General features: G+C 60.0%; 10 protein-coding genes and 1 pseudogene. 8 read left to right on the plus strand and 3 right to left on the minus strand.

The annotated features are described in order from the left end of the window. Positions 1-33: 33 nt before the first annotated feature. The 6 genes from DBIPINDM_RS36020 to DBIPINDM_RS36065 all read left to right on the plus strand — a co-directional run bounded on the left by DBIPINDM_RS36020 (position 34) and on the right by DBIPINDM_RS36065 (position 14,062). Entirely contained in the window at positions 34-387 is a 354-nt protein-coding gene (locus DBIPINDM_RS36020; RefSeq protein ID WP_258583708.1) for a hypothetical protein, read from the plus strand. Positions 388-785: 398 nt separating this feature from the next. Further along, positions 786-1,271 (plus strand): hypothetical protein, encoded by a 486-nt coding sequence (locus tag DBIPINDM_RS36025; RefSeq protein WP_258583709.1) that lies wholly within the window; start codon positions 786-788, stop codon positions 1,269-1,271. Between the two features lie 475 nt (positions 1,272-1,746). Next, on the plus strand, positions 1,747-9,504 hold the full coding sequence (locus DBIPINDM_RS43280) for a calcium-binding protein (protein ID WP_263013271.1): 7,758 nt from the start codon (positions 1,747-1,749) through the stop codon (positions 9,502-9,504). Positions 9,505-9,532: 28 nt separating this feature from the next. Further along, entirely contained in the window at positions 9,533-11,278 is a 1,746-nt protein-coding gene (locus DBIPINDM_RS36055; protein WP_258589427.1) for a type I secretion system permease/ATPase, read from the plus strand. Beyond that, positions 11,278-12,582 (plus strand): HlyD family type I secretion periplasmic adaptor subunit, encoded by a 1,305-nt coding sequence (locus DBIPINDM_RS36060; protein ID WP_258583710.1) that lies wholly within the window; start codon positions 11,278-11,280, stop codon positions 12,580-12,582. Before DBIPINDM_RS36055 ends, DBIPINDM_RS36060 begins: the two co-directional genes overlap by 1 nt. Position 12,583: 1 nt before the next feature. Next, entirely contained in the window at positions 12,584-14,062 is a 1,479-nt protein-coding gene (locus tag DBIPINDM_RS36065) for a hypothetical protein (protein ID WP_258583711.1), read from the plus strand. Between the two features lie 77 nt (positions 14,063-14,139). Here DBIPINDM_RS36065 and DBIPINDM_RS36070 read toward each other — a convergent pair whose 3' ends face one another. The 3 genes from DBIPINDM_RS36070 to DBIPINDM_RS36080 all read right to left on the minus strand — a co-directional run bounded on the left by DBIPINDM_RS36070 (position 14,140) and on the right by DBIPINDM_RS36080 (position 17,577). Then, positions 14,140-14,910, minus strand: a complete 771-nt coding sequence (locus DBIPINDM_RS36070; protein WP_258583712.1) for an SDR family NAD(P)-dependent oxidoreductase — start codon at positions 14,908-14,910, stop codon at positions 14,140-14,142. Between the two features lie 57 nt (positions 14,911-14,967). Continuing rightward, a complete protein-coding gene (locus tag DBIPINDM_RS36075) occupies positions 14,968-16,170 on the minus strand; it encodes an arabinose transporter (RefSeq protein WP_258583713.1) in 1,203 nt (400 codons plus the stop codon). A 69-nt stretch (positions 16,171-16,239) separates the two neighbouring features. Then, entirely contained in the window at positions 16,240-17,577 is a 1,338-nt protein-coding gene (locus DBIPINDM_RS36080; protein WP_258583714.1) for an amidohydrolase family protein, read from the minus strand. A gap of 122 nt (positions 17,578-17,699) precedes the next feature. Between DBIPINDM_RS36080 and DBIPINDM_RS36085 the strand changes: the two genes are divergently transcribed. Together DBIPINDM_RS36085 and DBIPINDM_RS36090 are read left to right on the plus strand one after the other, a co-directional pair. Continuing rightward, positions 17,700-18,605 (plus strand): LysR family transcriptional regulator, encoded by a 906-nt coding sequence (locus tag DBIPINDM_RS36085; protein ID WP_258583715.1) that lies wholly within the window; start codon positions 17,700-17,702, stop codon positions 18,603-18,605. 304 nt (positions 18,606-18,909) lie between these two features. Continuing rightward, positions 18,910-20,955: pseudogene (locus tag DBIPINDM_RS36090) on the plus strand (SPFH domain-containing protein). The last annotated feature ends 273 nt before the right edge of the window (positions 20,956-21,228 follow it).

Genomic DNA, 21,228 nt, shown 5'->3' on the forward strand with positions numbered 1-21,228 from the left:
TGTCACCGTAATTCCAGGATCAGTCGCCGCGCCTTGCTCTTCCATTCCGGCTGCGCAGTCGCCGCCTCGACCGTTGCAGCAAACGCTCTCGGCACAAAGCCGCTGAGCCGAGATCGGCAGCCATCCAACGACCTGCAAGGGCTGATTGAGGCGCACAAGACAGCGTACATATCATTCGGCAAGGCCGTCCACGAAAAGGGTAGCCGCAGCCGCGACCACATCAAGGCTGGCCGAAAGGAGGAGAGGGCACTACTGGCCATCTGCACCTTTCCTGCGGTCTGGGAAGTCGATCGCCTGGGGAAGGCCCGATATCTTTTGGAGATCGAGGCGCGCTGCGAACTCGACCTGCCAGAACACATGCAGGCTCTTCTTCGCTCTACGATGTGAAAGGCTTGATAGGGATCGGGCGCGTAGACGGTCAGACCCAGGAATGTCTACAATGCGCCTCATTGCAGCCGTTCAGGTCAGCCCAAGCATTTCCTGAAAATTGCAATTCTATTCGGCTTGAGAAGCATTCAGCACCGAAAATTAGACAACGCTTATGTAAGGCGAAAGAATTTTCAAGTTGTTCAGCGCGAGGTCTTAACAGCCGATCACGAGTATGTTACCGAATCCGGCGTCGGGTCAGTGCAATTCCCGCAGACCCTTAACGCGACAAGGAATTTCATGGTCCCGCAATCGGCAATCTTGCCGCGCATGTTGTTTGGTGACGTGAAACGGCGAGCCAAACGCAAAAATTATGCCCATTCCACGTTGCTGACTGAAACAGTCAGGGGTTGACCTGAATGTATCCAGAAATTTCGCTAAAAGATTTGAGATGCTCACTGCTCGGGATTTTGGTTGTTTTTATTGCTATATTAGCAGTTTTTGCCTTAATTCCAAATAGTTACGTTCAAAATATTGTCAGAGATTACTACTTTGTAAATGTTAATTGCGGAATTATTTCTAAGCGTATACAGGTATCATTTGCCGTTCACATTTTTTTTACGTTTTTTTTATCTATTTGTTTTCTGTTGATTGCCTTAACCGGAAAACCAAAAAAGCAGCGTATTCAGATAAGCTTTATAAACGGCTCCATTTCTATCGTAATTTTTCTTATTTCTTATACTACGCTGAGTTTCATCGCTTTGCCGCCCAGTTTATTTCCAGGACAGCATCTGTGTTTTGATCTTATCAATATTGATAAATCGCTTACGTACATTGCTGCTTCTGCATTGGTTACATACTTAGCGGCCGTCTCGGCATCAATTGCCATTGGATCATGGAGATAAGTTAGGTATGCCCCTGTCCAACGATCCGAATCCGTTTGATGCGACGGAAAAATACTCGATTTCAGCGAACCTGGCTAACGGTGTTTCCGCAATTGCTTTGGCTCTTAGCGTTAGGCTCCCTCTCTCACCCGGCTGGAATCAGGTCGCGATAACCGTCGGTTATATGGCCGACACGTTCGGCGCCCTCGCTCAAGCGACCCACGACGGCAGCAATCTGCCGCCGGGCTCCGAGCCATTCATAAATATAGCGGAAAATATAGGAGCATTGGTTGGTTCCTGGGGTGGCTCTTATACTGGCCAATATGTGTCATCCTTATGGGCGCCATTGATAACAGATTTGATAGTTTCTTTTGCGGCAACGTCGTTAGGAGTGGCATTGGCGCCGGAAATTGTCGGTATAGCAGTTACTGCGGCTATTATTTACTTTGCTTCTGATGCTTTCGGGGCGCTAGGCAATGATTTTATTTCTACGATATTGAAAATCACGTCACCGCTTTTCAACGACAAGCACGATCCCCTCATTCTCGACCTCAACGGCGACGGCATCCACCTCTCGCCACTCGCCGGCTCAACAGTCCATTTCGATTACGATGGTGACGGCTTCGCCGAGCGTACCGGCTGGGTATCGGCTGATGATGGGATCCTGGTCCGAGACGCCAACGGCAATGGTTCGGTAGACGGCGCCTCGGAACTCTTTGGCTCGTCCACGCAGGACGGCTTTGCCGTCCTGGAGACTTTCGACACGAATGGCGACGGCAAGATCGACGCGTCCGACGAAGTGTTCAGCACGCTCCGGGTCTGGCGAGACCTCGACCAGGATGGTGTTGCCGACGCTGGCGAGATGATGACGCTGGCCGAGGCTGGCATCGTCTCGATTTCGTTGACACGAACCGATGTTGCCGGCACGAACGCCGGCCATGATGTCGGCTACGAGGGCCTGTTCACTCGGGCGGACGGCACGACCGGATCCGCGCAGACCATCTACTTCCAGACCGACCGGCAGGATACGCGCGCCGACAACACGCCCAATTTCACGCCGGCCGAAGGCGTCGACAAGCTGCCGCAGTTGTCGGGTTCTGGCCAGATCAATTCGATCGCCTGGAAGGCGACGCAGGATGCCGCGTTCAAGGCTGACTGGAACGCATTGACCGACGCAGCGGCGACACTGTCGCCGGAGCAGTTGCGTGCTGCTTTCGAGGATCTGCTGCTGCGCTGGGCGTCCGTGGATGGGGTGGCTGAGGGCGGGCGCGGGCAATATGTGGACGCTCAGCATCTGGCTTTCGTCGAGGAATTCTTCGGCGTCCAGTACAGGGAAACCTGGAATGGCACGCAGCTCACGACCTCACCGACGACGCAGCAGTTCGGCGCCAACATCGAGGCGAGCTTCAACCAGATTGTCGACGTGATGCTGACGGCGTTCCTGGCTCAAACGGCCGGAAGCACGATCGCGCGTGGTGGCGATTTGCTGTCGGCGCTGGAAAGCCCCTATTTCTTCTATGCCTTGCTCGATTTCCGGCACGAATGGCCGGCAGGCACGCAGCCGCCGGAAACGCCCGGCAATGTCGGTATGGTGCTCGACCTCATCAAGGGGATGATTCCTGAAGCGGCCGGCGCGGCGGCAAGCTATCTGGTCAAGACGATCGCCGGGCTGGACGGGGTCGTTTCAGCTGTATTTGAAGGCGACCGCGCCGCCTATCTGACGACGGCCAACACCGTGCTGTCGACGATTGCCGATCACGATTTGCGGCTGATCGCCACCGAAATCGCCGGCGGAACAGCAGCTCTTGGTACCGAGGGCGCGGACGGCATGGTCCGTGGCGACGGCGACAATGTGTTCATTGGCGGAAAGGGCGACGATTTGCTGGTCTCTGGAGCCGGCAGCGACCTGTTCGTCTATACGCGCGGCGACGGCACCGACTACATCCGCGACAGCTCGGCGTCGTTGGTTGAAAAAGACACTCTGTTCCTCACCAATCTGGCGGCAACGGACCTGACTTTCGAGCGGATCGGCGACACGCTGATCCTGAAGATTTCCGGCTCGAACGAGAAGATCATATCGGAGAATTTCTTCGCCAACTGGGGTGAGAAGAATTTCGGCATCGATCAGATCCGTTTCGCCGATGGTTCGCTGATGGACCGCGAGGCGATCCGCAGCCACACCACCACTGTCGGCGACGGTCGCGACAATCTCGTCCAGGATTCGCCGCTCAACGACGTCCTGCAGGGCGGCAAGGGCGATGACGAAATCAGGATCGGCGCCGGCAACGACACGATCCTGTATGCCGCCGGCGACGGGTTCGACTTCATCACCGACACCAGCGGCGTCAAGACGGAGATCGACAAGCTCGTGCTTGCCAATCTCATGCCGTCCGATGTCGAGTTGTCGCGTGTCGGCAACGCGCTGACCATCAAGATTCTCGCGACCGGCGAAATCATCACCGACCAGATGTTCTTCTACCAGAGCGGCGCTCCGAACCAGTTGAACGACTGGAACGATCATGGCTGGGGTATCGACAGGATTCAGTTCGCGAGCGGTGCCGTGTGGGACCGCCAGACGATCGTCAAGGAGGCCTGGATCCGTGGCGACGACAAGGCGAACGGCCTTTCCGGTTCGGCCCTCAATGACACCTTCACCAGCAGCCGCGGCAACGACACCATGGATGGCGGCACCGGCGCCGATACCTATATCTGGAAGAAAGGGGATGGCAGCGATTACATCGTCGATAACGTCAACAACCCGACCGATGTCGACAGGCTTATTCTCAAAGACGTCTATGTCAGCGACGTAAAATTCTCGTACGCCGGAGATAGTCTGCAGATAGGTGTTGAATCGACCGGAGAAGTCATATCGGTCGACAAATTTTTCACGGGCGCGGACAATCTTGTCGATGATTGGGGATTGACCGCATACGGCGTCGATCAGATCACTTTCGCTGGCGGGACGACGCTGAACAGAGAGCAGATCTTCCACAAGACAGGGGAAGATTACCTCGGCCGCCATTTTGAGACGTCGTCTCTATACGTCAATGGAAACATCCAATGGGCTTATTTTACGGATGAGTTTGGGAATACCGGGGCAATCGTCGGCAATCCTAACGCGGGTCCACATGATTCCATCACTGGATATCGCGACAATAACCTCAATGACCATTACGATGATGTCATATCGGCAGACCGCGCCATGTATGCCGGGGTTATCGACGGCAACAATTCAATTGATAGTCTTGCTGGCAACGACATAATCGTTGGCGGCAGGGGCAATGACTCCATTCTTGGAGGCGACGGCAACGACCAGCTCTTCGGTGACGAACCGTTCGAGACATCGGCGTTCATATTCTCTCTCTCCGGCGCCCACGGCAATGACTACCTCAATGGCGGCAATGGCAACGATCTGCTCTATGGCGGTGCGGGAAACGACACGCTGATAGGCGGAGCCGGAACCGACCAACTGATTGGCGGAGACGGCTCGGATACGCTGATGGATTCGAGCGTCGACAGCGACACATTCGATGGCGGCAAGGGCGACGATTTCATCCAGGCTGGAGTCTATCGTGGAATAGTGTTCGGCGGCGGTGATACGGGAAGCGATACCTTCCGCTATCGCCTGGGGGATGGAAACGATGTCATCTCCGACTCCTCCGCATCGTTGACAGAAATAGACCGGCTGGTTCTGTCCGACATAAATTCGGACGGGGTAGAGCTCTCCTTCAGCGGTACAAGCCTGGTCGTCAGGATGCTGGAGACGAACGAAACGATCACCAGCGAGGATTTTCTGTATCTCAATGGGACGACAGGCTCAGGCATCGACCAGATCGAGTTCGCCGACGGTGTCATCTGGAACCGGTCGCAAATGCGGTCGCATGCCGAGGCAGCCTGGCTGCGCGGCACGAGCGCGCGCGACTGGTTGCAGGACAATTCGGCGTGGGGCCAGACTTTCTATGGTGGCCTTGGCGACGATATCATCGTTTCCGCGAACGTCCGTGGCGGCGGCAACAGCGGTATTGCAAACGGCAGCGACACGTTTGTCTATGGCCGTGGCGACGGTAACGACCTGATCTTCGACGGGTCTCAATCGACCGCCGAAATCGACCGGCTCGTGCTCACCGACATCAACGACGATGAAGTCGAAATCTCGAAATCCGGCAACGACCTGCTCATCAAGGACATCATGACCGGGCAGACGATCACCAATGAGGGTTTCTTCTGGGGCTCCGGCGGGCAGGGCGTCGATGTCGTGCAATTCGCCAACGGCGTCGTCTGGGACAGACAGGCCCTTCGAAACAACGTCTGGTACCGGGGCACCAACACCAACGACACACTTCTGAGCACAGACGTCGCCGACGATACCTTTTTCGGTGGTCTAGGAGACGATCAGATCATCTCCGCGTTTTATCAAGGAAATACTGGAAGCGACAGGTTCATCTACAATCTCGGTGACGGTAACGACCTCATCAACGACGCTTCTCGCTCGCTCGCGGAGATCGATACTTTGGTCCTCGGAGGGATCAATCCGGACGATGTCAGGCTCTCGACGGACGGATATAGTCTTTACATCGATATCCTGCCCTCCGGGCAGCGAATTACCGATCAAGCCGCTTTCTGGTCGCGATCGACGGGCATGGGTCTCGATCGGTTTGAGTTTGCCGATGGCACCGTCTGGAATCGTGAAGACATCCGCTTCTGGGCCCAGGAGGGCTCCGTTTTCTTCGCAGGAAGCACCGGCAACGAGACACTGATCGGCTCATATCTGGATCAGCGGCTCGAAGGCGGTGGCGGCAACGATTTCATCGACGGCAAGGGCGGGGCCGACCTGATCTTCGGCGATACCGGCAATGACACGCTTTCGCTGAGCATTGCCGAGCCGGGCGATGTCGATGCTCTCGACGGTGGAGCCGGCACCGACACGGCGACGTTCGAAAACTTTGGCGCGGCCATCCGCGTCGATCTCGTCGAGAACCAGGGCGAGGCGAAGACGAGCGACGGTCCTTCGCTGCAGGTTGGAACCTTACGGCTTGTCGCTACCTTGCGAGCCCTTGAAAACGTCGTCGGTACTGCCTTCGACGACGAGATTCACGGCGATGCGTCCGGCAATTGGCTCGCCGGCGGCGCAGGCAACGATTTCCTCGACGGACGGTCCGGCAATGACACATTGCTGGGTGGATTGGGCAACGACACGCTCGACGGCTATCTCGGCAATGACACGCTGGTTGGAGGCGCGGGCAACGACACACTGACCGGTGGTCTCGGCAATGACATTTATGACTATACGCGCGGCGACGGCAACGATGCGATCTTCGAGACGCAGGTCGAAACAGGTTCGAACGACCGGATTCGGTTGCACAACGTCGATCCGGCGAAAGTCAGCTTCTCACGCCTGAATGGCAGCCTTGTCATCCAGATCGCCGAGAGTGCTCCTGGTGCCGGCGACGCGGGTAGCCTGACCGTCGCTGCACCCCAAAACGGCAACCTTCACTACGACCAGTATGGCATCGAAGCCATCGACTTCGACAACGGCACCTCTTGGAATGGAGACATTCTTCGGCAAATGTCGGTGTCCGATTCCGCAACGGATGGTGACGACGTTCTGGTCGGTAGCGTCGCTTCGGGGATAATGCATGGAGGCAAGGGCAACGATGCGTTGAACGGCGCCGGCGGCGATGACACGTATGTCTATGCCCGTGGCGATGGTAACGACACCATCATTGAGGATACCTGGAACGGCACCAACGACAGGCTGATGTTCACCGATCTCAATGCGTCCGACGTGACGCTGGTGCGCAACGGCAACGACGTGACGGTGGTGATCGCCGAAAGTACGCCCGGCGCTGGCGATGGCGGTTCGGTGCTGCTGAAGAATAGTCTCGACGACAACAATGGCCAGGGCGTCGACAAGATCGTCTTCGCCGATGGCACTGCATGGACCAGAGGCCAAGTGCGTCAGTTCCTGCTGGATCAGGCTGCGACTTCCGGTAGCGACATACTCACCGGCTTCAACACTGCCGATACAATCCGGGGCAGAGCCGGCAATGACATGCTGAATGGGGCCGGCGGCGATGACACTTACGTCTATGCGCGTGGTGACGGCAACGACACCATCACCGAGAACACCTGGAGCGGCTCCAACGATCGGCTCGTGTTCACCGACATCAACCCAGCCAATATTAACTTGGTACGCAACGGCAATGATGTCACCGTGGTGATCGCAGAGAGCGCGCCGGGTGCCGGCGACAGCGGCTCGGTGCTGCTCAAGAACAGCCTCGAGGATTCTTCCCAGCAGGGCGTCGACGTGATCACCTTCGCCGACGGAACGTCGTGGAACAGGGCCCAACTGCGCGACATGCTGCTGACCAGTACAACAGGCAATGACGCTCTTGTCGGGTTCGCGGGTGACGATGCGTTCCGCTATGCCCGCGGCGGCGGCTATGACACCATCACCGAGAATACCTGGAGCGGCTCGAACGACCAGCTGATCTTCACCGACATCAATCCGGCTGCCGTCTCCTTGGCGCGCAACGGCAATGATGTGACGGTGGTGATCGCTGAGAGCGCGCCGGGTGCGGGCGACGGCGGCTCGGTGCTGCTCAAGAACAGCCTTGACGACTCTTCCCAGCAGGGCGTGGAGAAGATCGTCTTCGCCAATAGCACCATCTGGACCCGGGCCGATATCCGGATCGCGCTGCTCGACCAGGCGGCCACAGCCGGCAACGACACCATCTCCGGTTTCAACACTGCCGACACGATCCGGGGCAAGGCCGGGAACGACACGCTGAACGGGGCTGGTGGCGACGACACTTATGTTTACGCCCGTGGCGATGGCAACGACACCATCACCGAGGATACATGGAACGGCTCTAACGACCGGCTGGTGTTCAGCGATCTCAATCCGGCTGCCGTCTCCTTGGTGCGCAACGGCAATGACGTGACGGTGGTGATCGCCGGGAGTGCGCCGGGTGCGGGTGACGGCGGTTCGGTGCTGCTCAAGAACAGCCTCAATGACTCATCCTATCAGGGTGTGGAAAAGATCGTCTTCGCCGACGGAACAACTTGGACCAGGTCCGATATCGTGACTCGGGCTCATGACAATCAGTCTCCGATTTTGGCCAATGGATTGCCGGACTACGAGACCTCGGAAGGTGCGCCTTTCAGCGCTGTCCTGCCGGCGAACACCTTCTCCGATCCGGACGGCCAGTCGCTCGTGCTTTCGGCAAAGTTGGCCAACGGGTCAGCTCTGCCGTCCTGGCTGACGTTCGACGCCGCAACACGCGCTCTGTCGGGCGAGCCACCGTCGGGTTCCGAAGGCGTGATCGACATCACGGTCACCGCTTCCGATGGCACACTGCATGTGTCGGATACGCTCTCTTTGACGATTGGGCCAGCTCAGCCGGCCGAATGGATTGGCACCGACGATGCGCTATCCACGACGGAAGGCACGGCGCTTGTGCTTAACCTCATGGCCAATGACCTGATCCCGGTCGGCGCGAACGCCGAGCATTTCATCTGGGTGCAGCCCGAACACGGCACTGTCTACTGGAGCAGCGCCGACAATTCCTATGTCTATGAGCCGGATGCCGGGTTTGTCGGCACCGACACGTTGACCTACGGGCTGCACGACGCCGATCATCTCGATCAGACCATGACGCCCAACGGCGTGCATGTGACCATCGATGTCACGCAAGGCGAGGTCGACCCTGAAGAATGGGTTGGCAATGACGATGCGTTGTCGACAAGGGAAGACACGCCGATCGTCCTGAACCTGATGGCCAACGACGTCATTCCGACTGGGGCTAATGCCGAGCACTACATCTGGGTGCAGCCGGAACATGGGACCGTCTCCTGGAGCAGCGCTGCGGACTCCTATGTCTACCAGCCGGACGAAGGCTTCACCGGCACCGATACCTTGACTTACGGCCTGCACGATGCCGACCATACCGATCAGACCATGACGCCCAATGGCGTCCACGTGACGATCGAGGTCACGGAAGGGGGCGACACATTCGTCTTTGGTCCGAATTTCGGTGCCCAGGAGATCAATGACTTTGTTGCCGGGCCCGGAACGGAGGACATCATTGAATTTGAGAACGACGTCTTCGCCGACTTCGCCTCGGTCCTCGCCGCTGCCTCTCAGGTCGGCACCGACACGGTGATCACCCATGACGCCAGCAATGTGCTGACCCTGAAGAATGTTGCGTTGGCAAATCTTCATCAGGACGATTTCCAGTTCATCGCCGCCTGATGCCTGAACTGGAATTGACTTGAAGGCGATGCCGCAGTCCCATCCGTCAGAGCCGCCGCGAACGACCCTCGCGACGGTTCTGGCGTCCTTCCGCCGTGCGTTTGCCGGCATCGCGCTGATGAGCGGTGTCGTCAACATATTGGCGCTGACCGGCTCGTTCTTCATGCTGCAGGTCTATGACCGCGTCATTCCCGGCCGCAGCGTGCCGACGCTGGTCGGACTTGCGGTGTTTGCCGGCACGCTGTTTGTCTTCCAGGGCGTGCTCGAGCTCATCCGGTCGCGCCTGCTGGTGCGCATCGGCATGGGTCTGGATTCCCAGCTGAGCGGCCAGGTCTATACCGCACTGATGCGGCTGCCTTTGCGGACTAAACTCGCGGGCGATGGCATGCAGTCACTGCGCGATCTCGACCAGGTGCGGTCGTTCCTGTCGAGCGCGGGGCCGACGGCGCTTTTCGACCTGCCGTGGATGCCGCTCTATCTCGGCATCTGTTTCCTCTTCCATTTCTGGATCGGCATGACGGCTCTCGCCGGCGCCATCATCCTGTTCAGCCTGACGCTGCTTGCCGAGGCTCGCACGCGCGAGCCCGCCAAGGAAGCCAACCGCCAGGCCGCCGCGCGCAACACGCTGGCCGAGGCGACGCGGCGCAACGTCGAGGTGCTGCAGGCGATGGGCTTTGGTTCGCGCATCGCCGAGCGTTGGTCTGATATCAACGCCGGCTATCTCAGCACCAATGCGAAAGCCAGCGATCTGGCCGGTACCCTCGGAACCATCTCCAAGATCCTGCGCATGATGCTGCAGTCCGGCATCCTGGCGATCGGCGCCTGGCTCGTCATTCACCAGGAAGCGACAGGCGGCATCATGATTGCGAGTTCCATCATGATGGGCCGGGCGCTGGCGCCGATCGAACTGGCCATCGCGCACTGGAAGGGCTTCGTCACCGCCCGCCAGGCCTGGGCGCGGCTGACCCAGCTTCTGGCACTGCTTCCCGAGGCGGCGACGACCGTTTCTTTGCCGGCGCCGGTTTCAGCCCTTGTCGTCGAAGGCATAAGCGTCACGCCGCCGGGCGAGCGGCGGGTGGTCGTGCAGGATGCCGGCTTTGCGCTGGAAAAAGGCGCCGGCCTCGGCATCATAGGCCCAAGTGCTTCCGGTAAATCCTCGCTGGTGCGGGCAATTGCCGGTATCTGGCTGCCGGGCCGCGGCGCCGTCAGGCTGGACGGTGCAACGCTTGACCAATGGTCGCCGAATGAGCTCGGCAAGCATGTCGGCTATCTGCCGCAGGATGTGCAGCTGTTCGACGGCACCATTGCCGACAACATCGCGCGTTTCGAGCCCGCGGCGCCCTCGGACAAGATCTTGTCGGCCGCCCGGGCGGCGGGTGTGCACGACCTGATCGTTCATCTGCCGGAAGGCTACGAGACACGTATCGGCGAGGCCGGATCGGCCCTGTCGGCCGGCCAGCGGCAAAGAGTGGCACTGGCGCGGGCGCTTTATGGCGATCCGTTCCTGGTCATCCTCGACGAGCCCAATTCGAACCTCGATGCCGAAGGCGAGGCCGCCTTGACCGAGGCGATCCAGGGTGTTCGCGCCCGCGGCGGCATCGCCGTCGTGGTGGCGCATCGCCCAAGCGCGCTGGCGAGCCTCGACCAGGTCCTGGTCATGGCGAATGGCCGGGTCCAGGCGTTCGGGCCGAAGAACGAAGTCTTGAACAAGGTTACCCGTCCGGGTGGTGTGCCGTTGAAGGTCGTGTCCGCGCCCGAGGAGAACGCATCCTGATGGCTGTGGCTCCGACCATCGACCGGACCATCCGGCGCTATTTGCTTGGCGGTGTGGCGGCTTGCATCCTTCTCGTCGGTGGTGCGGGCAGCCTGGCGGCGGTCACCGAGCTCTCCGGCGCCGTGATCGCACCGGGAAAGCTGGTCGTCGATTCCAGCGTCAAGAAGGTGCAGCACCCCACAGGTGGCGTGGTTGGCACCATTCTGGCGCGCGAAGGTGATGCTGTGAAGTCCGGCCAGGTTCTGATCCGTCTCGATGAGACCGTCACCCGCGCCAACCTGGCAATCGTTACCAAGGGCCTCGACGAATTCGAGGCTCGGCTGGCCCGTCTCGAAGCCGAACGTGATGATCAAGATGCCATTGCCTTCCCAACTTCGCTGACTTCAAGGCGAGATGACTCCAACGTTGCGCGTGCCATGGCCGGCGAACAGTCGCTGTTCGAGTTTCGCCGTCAGGCCCGCGCCGGACAGAAGGCGCAGCTGGAAGAACGCATCGCGCAACTTTCGCAAGAAGCCTCCGGGCTTACCGAACAACGGACCGCCAAGAGCCGGGAAACAGAACTGATCGGTACCGAGCTCGACAGCATCCGCACGCTCTGGCTTAAGAAACTCGTCTCGATTGACCGCCTGACGGCGCTGGAGCGCGACGCGGTTCGGCTCGATGGCGAACATGGGCAACTGACGGCATCGATTGCCCAATCGAAAGGCCGCATCGCAGAAACCCGGTTGCAGATCATCCAGGTCGACCAGGATCTGCGTAGCGAGGTTGCGACCGAGCTCCGCGACGTTCAGGGAAAAATATCCGAATTCGTCGAACGCAAGGTTTCGGCCGAGGACCAGCTCAAGCGCATCGACATCCGCAGTCCGCAGGATGGCGTGGTCCACCAGCTTGCCGTCCACACGGTCGGCGGCGTCATCTCGCCGGGCGAGGTGATCATGCTCGTGGTGCCGGTGGCGGATGATCTGACCGTCGAGGCCCGCATTGCCCCACAGGATATCGACCAGCTCTCGCTGGGCCAGGACGTGGCCCTAAAACTCTCGGCATTCAATCAGCGCGTGACGCCGGAACTGAACGGCGTGGTCAACGAGATCTCCGCCGATCTCAGTGTCGACGAGCGCAGCGGCGCGGGCTTCTACACGGTTCGCGTCAGCCTGCCGCGCACGGAGCTGAAGAAACTGAAAGGCCTTACCCTGGCGCCGGGCATGCCCGTCGAGGCGTTCTTCTCCACCGGCAGTCGCACCATGTTGTCCTACCTGGTGAAACCTCTGGCCGATCAGATAGCGCGCGCGTTCCGGGAAGAGTGACATGAACGCCTTGGGACAAGCTTCAATTCCAGGCAATGCCGGGGCTGCTCGCGGCCTTGGCACCACCCCCTCCGGCGCCGCCCAGCGATGGTCGGCCGGGTCATTGCTGGCAATGTTGGTGATCGCAGCAGCGGGTTTGGTCCTGCGTCTGTTGGGTGCGCGCGGCGATCTCTGGCTCGATGAGATCTGGACTTTTGCGCTGCTTGAGCCGCTGACCTCGATCGATCAGATATTTTGGCGCATAAATCACGACAACAATCATTTCCTCAACTCAGCCTATCTATATCTGATCGGCCCCGACGCCTCGTCATTGCTTCAACGTGGCCTGTCGGTGGCATTGGGCGTTGGCACTGTCGTTGCTGCGGGCCTGGTGGCGGCTTCACGCGGGCGGCGCACGGCCATCGCTACCAGCGTGCTGTTTGCGACGAGCTACCCGATGGTTCACTACGGTTCCGAGGCGAGAGGCTATGCTGGCCTCGTACTGTTCACGTTGCTTTCCGTGCTGTTTTTGGAACGCCGACTCGACAATCGCGGGTCAGCCATCGCTTTTGCTGCGATTGTCCTGCTCGGCTTCCTGTCTCATCTCACCATGGCCGAAACGGTGGTGATCCTTGTCGCCTGGGCTTCATGGCTTGTGTGGTCGCGCACGGGCAGCCTTGCCTCCACCAATCTCGAGGTTGGTCTGATTTTCGCACCAGCCTTTTTGGCCGTGCTTCCGCTCGCAGCCTGCGTGCTCCTTGGCAGCCAGTTGTTCGGGTTCCAGTTCGGCGGCGTTTCACCGTTTTCGCTGCAGACTTTCGCGCAGGGATATGGCGGAATGATCCGCTATTTGTTCGGCCTGCCGTCGTGGCTGGGTGACTGGGTCTGTATAGGCGCGGCTTGTGGCCTGGTGCTTGCTTCTGCCCGCCTTTGGCGCGATCGCCGGACCAGCCTTTATGTCATAGGGATCGTCGGGCTGCCTTTGCTGATGGCACTAGCGCATCTGCCGAATGTCGAGTTTCCGCGCTACTTTCTCGTCAGTGGGACGCTGCTGTTGCTTATCGCTGGCGAGTTTCTGGGGCGTGGCTTCCAGGCGGGGGGCAGGGGCTTTTTGCTTTCCGCAGCCGCCCTGGCGGCAATGCTGGTCGGCAACATAGGGTCGCTGCTTCAGTTCTATGAGCACGGTCGCGGCTCCTATTCCGGGATGGTGGACCAGATGACGCGCAGCGGCGACACCACCTACGCCAGCAGTCATGATCTGCGAACCGGAATGGTCGTCAATTATTTCGCCGATCGTATTGGGGGCCAGGCATCATTGGTGCCCGCAGACAAAATGTGCTCCCAACCTCCAGACTGGCTCATCCTCGAGGGTGGCGTTCATGAGCAGTTCCAATCCGTCCAGCCTTCGTCGAGTTGTGTCCTCGACTTTGAACGGACCGACGCCGCCACAGCTTGGGGGCTTTCGGGCATTGGTTGGACATTATATCGGCGGCGGGAATGAGCACGTTCCTTTGCCTGGATGGATTGGCGCATAGTTAACAAAATCAAATGTTTATGGCACGTAGCGTGCATTCTGGCTCAGGCCGGCAGCGTGATGCCGGAAAGTTCGCCGCAGATTTCAAGCAGACGATCCTGAAGCGCCTTGTCGCCGGCCTGACGGTTGGCGGCCAGTGGACGCAAGTGATAGAAATAGCGGCCGGTCGCTTCGGCTTGCGGCTCGTTGCTGGCAGCGAGCCAGGCCTGCGTCAGGTGTGCCTGCTTCATATCATCGGGCGCCCCGGGGCCGCCCATTTTTGTGGGCACCCAACCCGGTTCGAGCGCGTTCGACAATACGCCGGGCCAGCGACGGGCCACCGCGAATGCCAGCATCGCATCGTGCAGCTTGCTCTCGGCATAGGCGGTCGAACCGTTCCAGCGGCGCTTGCGCCAAAGGATGTCGTCGAGATTGGCATCCGCGTGATGGTGCATGCCTGAACTGAGATAGACGAGCCGGCGTGGTCGCTCGATCAAGGCGGTCAGGACATAGGCCGAGAAAGTGTTGATGGCGAAGACGTGTGGCAAGCCGTCGGCCGTCAGGCGATGGGCTTCGCGATAGCCGACGGCGGCATTGTGGATCACCGCATCGAAGCGGCCAAGTTCATTGACGCGCGCGGCGACTTGCCTGGCTCCGGCAACTGTATCGAGGTCGCCTTCCACGATCGCCTCGGCTTGAGGTAGAGCCTTATGGGCGTCGCCGGCGCGGGCTGCGTTGCGGGCGTGAAGGACGACCTGATGGCCCTGGCTTACGAGCAGTTCGCCTGCCATCAGGCCGAGGCCGGCGGACGAGCCGGAAATGAAGATACGAGACATGGCAATTCTCCTTGAAACTGGCGGCGATGGTGAGCGGCGATCGTGCCTGGTCGGCGATCAGTTTTCGCGGCTGCGTGCGGCCGTGGAGACCAATGCCACGCCGAGCAACGCGCTGGCTGCACCAAGCAGGTAGACGGCAGCGTAACCGAACTGGCCGGCCACGAACCCGGCGACAGGTCCGGCGAGCCCGTAGGCGATATCGAGAAAGGCGACAAAGGCACCCATGGCACTGCCCCTGTTTGCCGGCAGGACGCGCTTCAGGGCTTCGACACCAAGGGCAGGAAAGATCAGCGCGCAGCCCAGTCCAGTGACGAGGGCGCCGGCCAGCGCGAGGCTCTCATGCGGCGTACTCCAGATCATGACCTGTCCTACCGCCTCTATGACCATGGACCACAGAGCGACGCGATAGCCGCCGATCCTGTCGGGCAGATGTCCAAACAAGACCCGCATGAGAATGAAGCCGACGCCGAAAGCGGTCATCACCAAGCCGGCATGGCCCCAGCCATGCGCGGCGAAATAGAGCGATGCAAAGGCGGTGAGGCCGGAAAGGCCGACGCCTTGCAGCATGAGGCCAAGACCTTCGCGCCAGATCTGGCCGACGACGCGGTAGAAGGGCAGTCGTTGGCCGCCGGGCGTCATGTAGGAGGTCGAGCCAAAGGCGATTGCGGCGGCGATGAGCGGCGCCACGACGCAGGCAACCATGGCGGCATCGAGCCCATAGGCCTGATAGAGCGCCATGCCGACCGGCGCGCCAACGGCAAGGGCTGCGAACATCGCAATGCCGGTCCAGGACATCGACATGCCGGCGCGCTGCGGGCCGACCGAGGCGATCGACCACGAGACGCAGCCCGTGACGAATTGGCTCTCGCCAAACCCGGCCGTCAGGCGACCGACAACCACAATGGCGAGGCTGATTGACGGCGACAGGCCGGGCAGCGCGGAGATGAAATAGAGGAGCCCGGCACACGCACAGACGACCGCACCCTGAATCGCCGCGCGCTTGCCGCCTTGCTGATCCGTGACGCGCCCGGCATAGCCGCGCGTCAGCACCGTAGCCAGGAACTGGATGCCGATGACCAGCCCGACGATCAGGCTGCTGAATCCGAGTTTGTCATGGACAAACAGCGGCAGCACCGGCAGCGGCAGACCGACGCAGAGATAGCCACAGAACAGTGCCGCGATGATGCCAGGCGCGGGACGGGAAAGATGAGTCGGCGCGGCATTCGACCGGTTCAGCGCAGGGGTAGCGAGTGCTGACATGACAGCCTCCATGGAATGGGGTGGGGGCGACAGGCCGCCACTTGTGGGGCGACCCGCCGATCAGACGGATTATTTCGCCGCGGCTCCGAAGGGGCTGGTGCGATAACCGCTGGTTTCGAGCAGATAATCGCGGGAGGCGGTTGCCTCGGATGCCAGCCTGGCGAGATCGATGTCGACCAGTCTGCCGGCGCGTTTGCGGATCTTGCCGGCGACCATCACGGTGTCGACGTCGGAGCGTTCGACCGCCTGGACGATCGTGCCGATGGCGTTGGTGACCGGGAACACGGCGACACCATCGGTGCGCACCATGATGATGTCGGCCTGCTTGCCGGGCGTCAGCGTGCCGATGGCGGCTTCAAGGCCGGCGACACGGGCGCCATTGATGGTGGCGGCTTGCAGCACCGCTTCGACGGAGATCGGCGCCGGCACGTTGGTTTCACCGCGGAAGCGGCGGTAGCGCATCGCCGAACGCTGCTGTCCGAACAACGCATGCATCTCGCCGAACAGATCGCTGCCGAAGGCGGTGTCGAGGTCGATGCCAAGCGCCGGCGCCAGACCGTGGTCGATGGCCTGCTGATAGGCGAAGCTTTCGTCATCGAAGCCAAACAGCGCATCGGAACGCGGATTGACGGTCACGCTGACCCTGGCATCGGCAAAGCGCTGCCAGGTATCCTCGGGCAGGCGCGTGCAATGGTTGAAGATGTTGTGCGGGCCCAACAAGCCCTTCTCGGTCACCTCCGCAGGCAGTTTCGCGAGATCGCCGATGAACTCGGTCAGGATCCGCATGTCGAGGTCGCGCGCGGCCTTCCACCAGTCGAGATTGAACTGGCCGAACAGTCCAACCTGTACGAGACCACCAGTGGAATTCCAGTTGCGGGCGAGGCGTTCGAGATCGCCGGCCAGGTGCGCGGCGGACGCCTTCTTGTCCATGGCAGCGCCGACCATGTGCAGGGCGCGGATGCCGGACCCCTTGAGTGCGTCGAGCGCCGCATCGGTGTGTTCGGGGCTGCGCGAACTGTGGCAGGCGTCGATGATTGTCGTTATGCCGGCATCGAGCGAGGCGGCGGCCGTCAGGCTGGTGCTGACAGACATGTCGTGCGGGCGGTAATGCGCGCCGAGCGTTTCGGCGACGACGCCGATATAGGCGAAGAGGTCGTCGACGTCAGGCATCAGACGCCGCATCACGCCAAGCCACATGTGATGATGCGCATCGACCAGCCCCGGCATGACGATGCTTGCCGAGGCGTCGATGATTTCGGCGCCATCCGCCTGGATGTTTGCACTGACCGAGACGATACGGTCGTTGTCGACAAGAACGTCGCCGGTCGCGAGATTGGGGACGGCGGCATCCATCGTTATGACGGTGCCGCCCTTGAATAGCGTGCGGGGATTCTTCGGCGTGCTCATGGTCTGTTCCTTTCCAGATGCGTGCTGGCTGATTGCGTATGGCCAGCCTTATCGCTCCTGGACGAACTTGAATGAAGTGCGCTTATGTCAGATACTTCCTGACTGAAAATCAGGAATGACCAATGGCGTTCGATGGTCGGATCTTGTCCGGGGTCAGCGTGCTGGCGGCGGTGGTCGAAGGCGGCACTTTCGTCAAAGCCGCCGAGCTCATCGGCATTACCGATTCAGGCGTCAGCCGGGCCATTGGACGGCTTGAAGCGCGTCTGGGCGTGCGGCTTCTCGACCGCACCACGCGATCCCTGTCGCTGACCGATGAGGGCCGGCGCTTCTACGAAGAAGTAAAACCCCACCTGAATGCGATCGAGGATGCGGCGGTTGTCGCCTCTGGTACGGCCTCGGCTGTACGAGGCCGCCTCAAGGTGGACATCGACCCCTTCTTTCTGCCGCTGGTTCTGGCCGGCCGGCTCGGCGCTTTTTGCGATCGCTATCCCGAGCTGACGATCGAGTTCGTGTCGAAAGAGCAGTTCGGGGACCTGGTGTCGGATGGCATCGACCTCGCGATTCGGTTCGGACAGCCACGTTTCTCGACCCTGGTCGCGCGCAAGTTGATCGAGGCGCCGATCCTGACCGTCGCTTCCCCGCGCTATATCGAGCGCCATGGACGACCGGGCCAGCCCACCGACCTCCCAGCGCACCGATGCCTGCAATTCCTGGACCCACACAGCGGCACGCCATTCGACTGGGCGTTCGTGCGCGGCGAGGAAACGATCGAGGTTGCGACCAGCGGACCTCTGACCTTCACCGACCCTAAATCGATGCTGGAGGAATGCATCGCTGGAACGGGCGTCACCCAAGTCATCAGTTGGGGCGTCGGGGAATTGTTGGCGGATGGGGTTTTGATCGATCTCTTTCCGGACTGGCATGGCGAGCTCTTCCCGCTATTTGCCTTTCACCCTTCGCGCAAGCATCCGCCGGCCAAGGTGCGCGCCTTCGTCGATTTCTGCGTTGAGGTGTGTCGAGAGCTGTAACGAAAGCGTTGGAAATATTTATACTATTTCCGCGCGGAATATCTTTAAACCTGTTGGCGCGATCCCTACGTCATCTTCCGTTATGTCTATCAAGGCAAAACCGATGTGACATCGCTCACGGCCACGCCACCCCTCACTGGGGACTCGGGACGCGCGGTCATTTTCCCATCCAATGAGCAGCCCAAACGTTCGACACGCCCTTAGCGCGTCGAGCGTGTCGGTGCGCGATCTCCCCACTTCATCAATCAACACCAACCGGGTGGCCGTCGGGTGAACGAACCCGCGCGCCCATAGGAGAGAAGAAATGGAAGCCCTACAATATCTCGGCCCGATGGAATGGACGGCGATCGAGGTAGCCGTGTTAGTCGTCGTGCTGGCAATCCTGTTCTGGTGGAGCGGCGTGGTCCGCTACATCTCAAACGACAGGCTCGGCATCTTGGAAAAACTATGGAGTTTTCGCGGCTCCGTTAGTGGTGGCTTCATTGCACTCAACCGTGAGGCAGGCTACCAGCCGGAAGTCGTGCGCGGTGGCCTGCATTTCTTCATGCCGTTCCAATATTCGATGCATCGCGCCAATCTTGTCACCATCCCGCAGGGTCAGATCGGCTATGTCTTTGCCCGTGATGGCAAGCCGCTGCCTCCGACGCAGACACTTGCTTCCAACACCGACGCCGATGATTTCCAGGATGTGCGTGGCTTTCTCGAAAAAGGCGGACAGAAAGGACCGCAACGCAAGATCTTGCGTGAAGGTACCTATGCTATCAATCTCGCACAATTCATCGTGCTGACCGCCCAGTCGATCTATGCCGTTAATCTGAGCTCGTCGGAACAAAACCTTTTTACCAATATGTCCAGCATGATCTCGGAGCGAGGCGGCTTTGAGCCAGTCGTCATCCACAATGCCGAGGACATGATCGGTATCGTCACCATCCATGACGGTCCGGCCCTACCGGACGGCGAGATCATCGCACCGACCGTCGCCAACGATCCGAACGACCCGAACTTCCACAACAATTTTCAGGACCCGGAGAAGTTTCTCAATGCCGGTGGCTACCGTGGCCGGCAGCTGCAGGTGCTGGCCGACGGTAGCTACTTCCTCAATCGCATTTTCGCGACCGTCGAACTGGTCGAGAAGACGATCATTGACGTTGGCACGGTGGGTGTCGTCGTTTCCTATAACGGCCGCCACGGCACGGATATATCCGGGCAGGCATACCGTCACGGCGAGCTGGTCGAAATCGGGGCAGGTGGTGTCTGGTCAACGCCGCTACTGCCAGGCAAGTACGCGTTCAATACCTATGCCGGCAAAATCATCACCGTGCCGACCACCAACTTCGTGCTCAAATGGACGAAGGAGCAGTTTGGCGAACACAGGCTGGACGAAAACCTGTCTGAAGTGTCGTAGATCACCAAGGATGCGTTCGAGCCTGTGCTGCCGCTCTCCGTCGTCGTGCATATCGACTATATGAAGGCGCCACTCGTGGTGCAGCGTTTCGGTGACATCAAGCGGCTGGTCGAACAGACGCTCGATCCGATGGTCTCTGCTTACTTCAAGAATATCGCCCAGACAAAGACGCTGATCCAGCTTTTGCAGGAGCGTAGCGATATCCAGCGCAAATCGGGCGAGGAGATGCGCGAAAAATTCAATACCTACAGCCTCGAGCTGCAGGAAGTGCTGATTGGTACGCCCCGAGCTGCCAATGGCCAGAACAGCATAGAGCAGATCCTGATCCAGCTGCGCGAACGCCAGATCGCAGTCGAAAAGGTCGAGACCTATAAATTGCAGGAGAAGGCGGCCATTCAGGAACGCACGTTGCGTGAGAAGGAGGCGCTCGCCGAACAGCAAGCCAAGATCACGACGTCGGCACTTACCATCGAGATCAGCGAGAACGAGGGCAAGGCGCAACTCGCCCGCACCCGCCAGCAGGCGGAAACCATTCAGGTCACTGCCAAGGCAGAGGCCGAGAAGGTGCGCCTCGGCGGCCAGGGCGAGGCCGACATGATCAAGGCTATCGCGCATGCCGATGCCGAACGCATCAAGGCGACCGGTTTTGCGGATGCCGAGAGGGTGCGCGCCATCGGTCTGGCGGAGGCCGAGGCCACCGAGAAGAAGGTCGCGGCCTTCGGCGGCCCGGACTATCAGCTCAACTCGCAGGTTCTCATGCGCTTCGCCGAGGCGATCGAGAATGGCAGGCTACCGCTCGTACCGCAGATCCAGATCGGCGCTACCGGTGGCGAGAAGGGGGCCGCCAATGGCCTTGTCGAGATGATGCTTTCGATGCTCGTTGCCGACCGGGTTGGACGGCAAAACCTACCGGATGCGATTCCGGAACCCGTTGAGGAGGATTGATTGAGGATGGGCCGGTTGTACCGGCCCATTTTGCGCTCTGCCGAAACATACCGCGAGGCGCAGGCCGTGGCGCCCATGATGGATGCGGCATATAGATGTGATGGATGGGGCGGATAGGTTAGCAAAATCAGGCAGTTGCGGAAGACCGTGTGCAGAAATCGCACAGGAAAATCCTCCTTCTCTTCTATTTTCGTTCCTGCGGTCAGCGCCGCTGTTCAACGGGTCCCAAGACACCCGTCGGCTACCCAATCCTATCCTGCGAGGATCCGCGAT

It is taken from the genome of Mesorhizobium sp. AR02 (assembly GCF_024746835.1).
Lineage (GTDB): Bacteria > Pseudomonadota > Alphaproteobacteria > Rhizobiales > Rhizobiaceae > Mesorhizobium.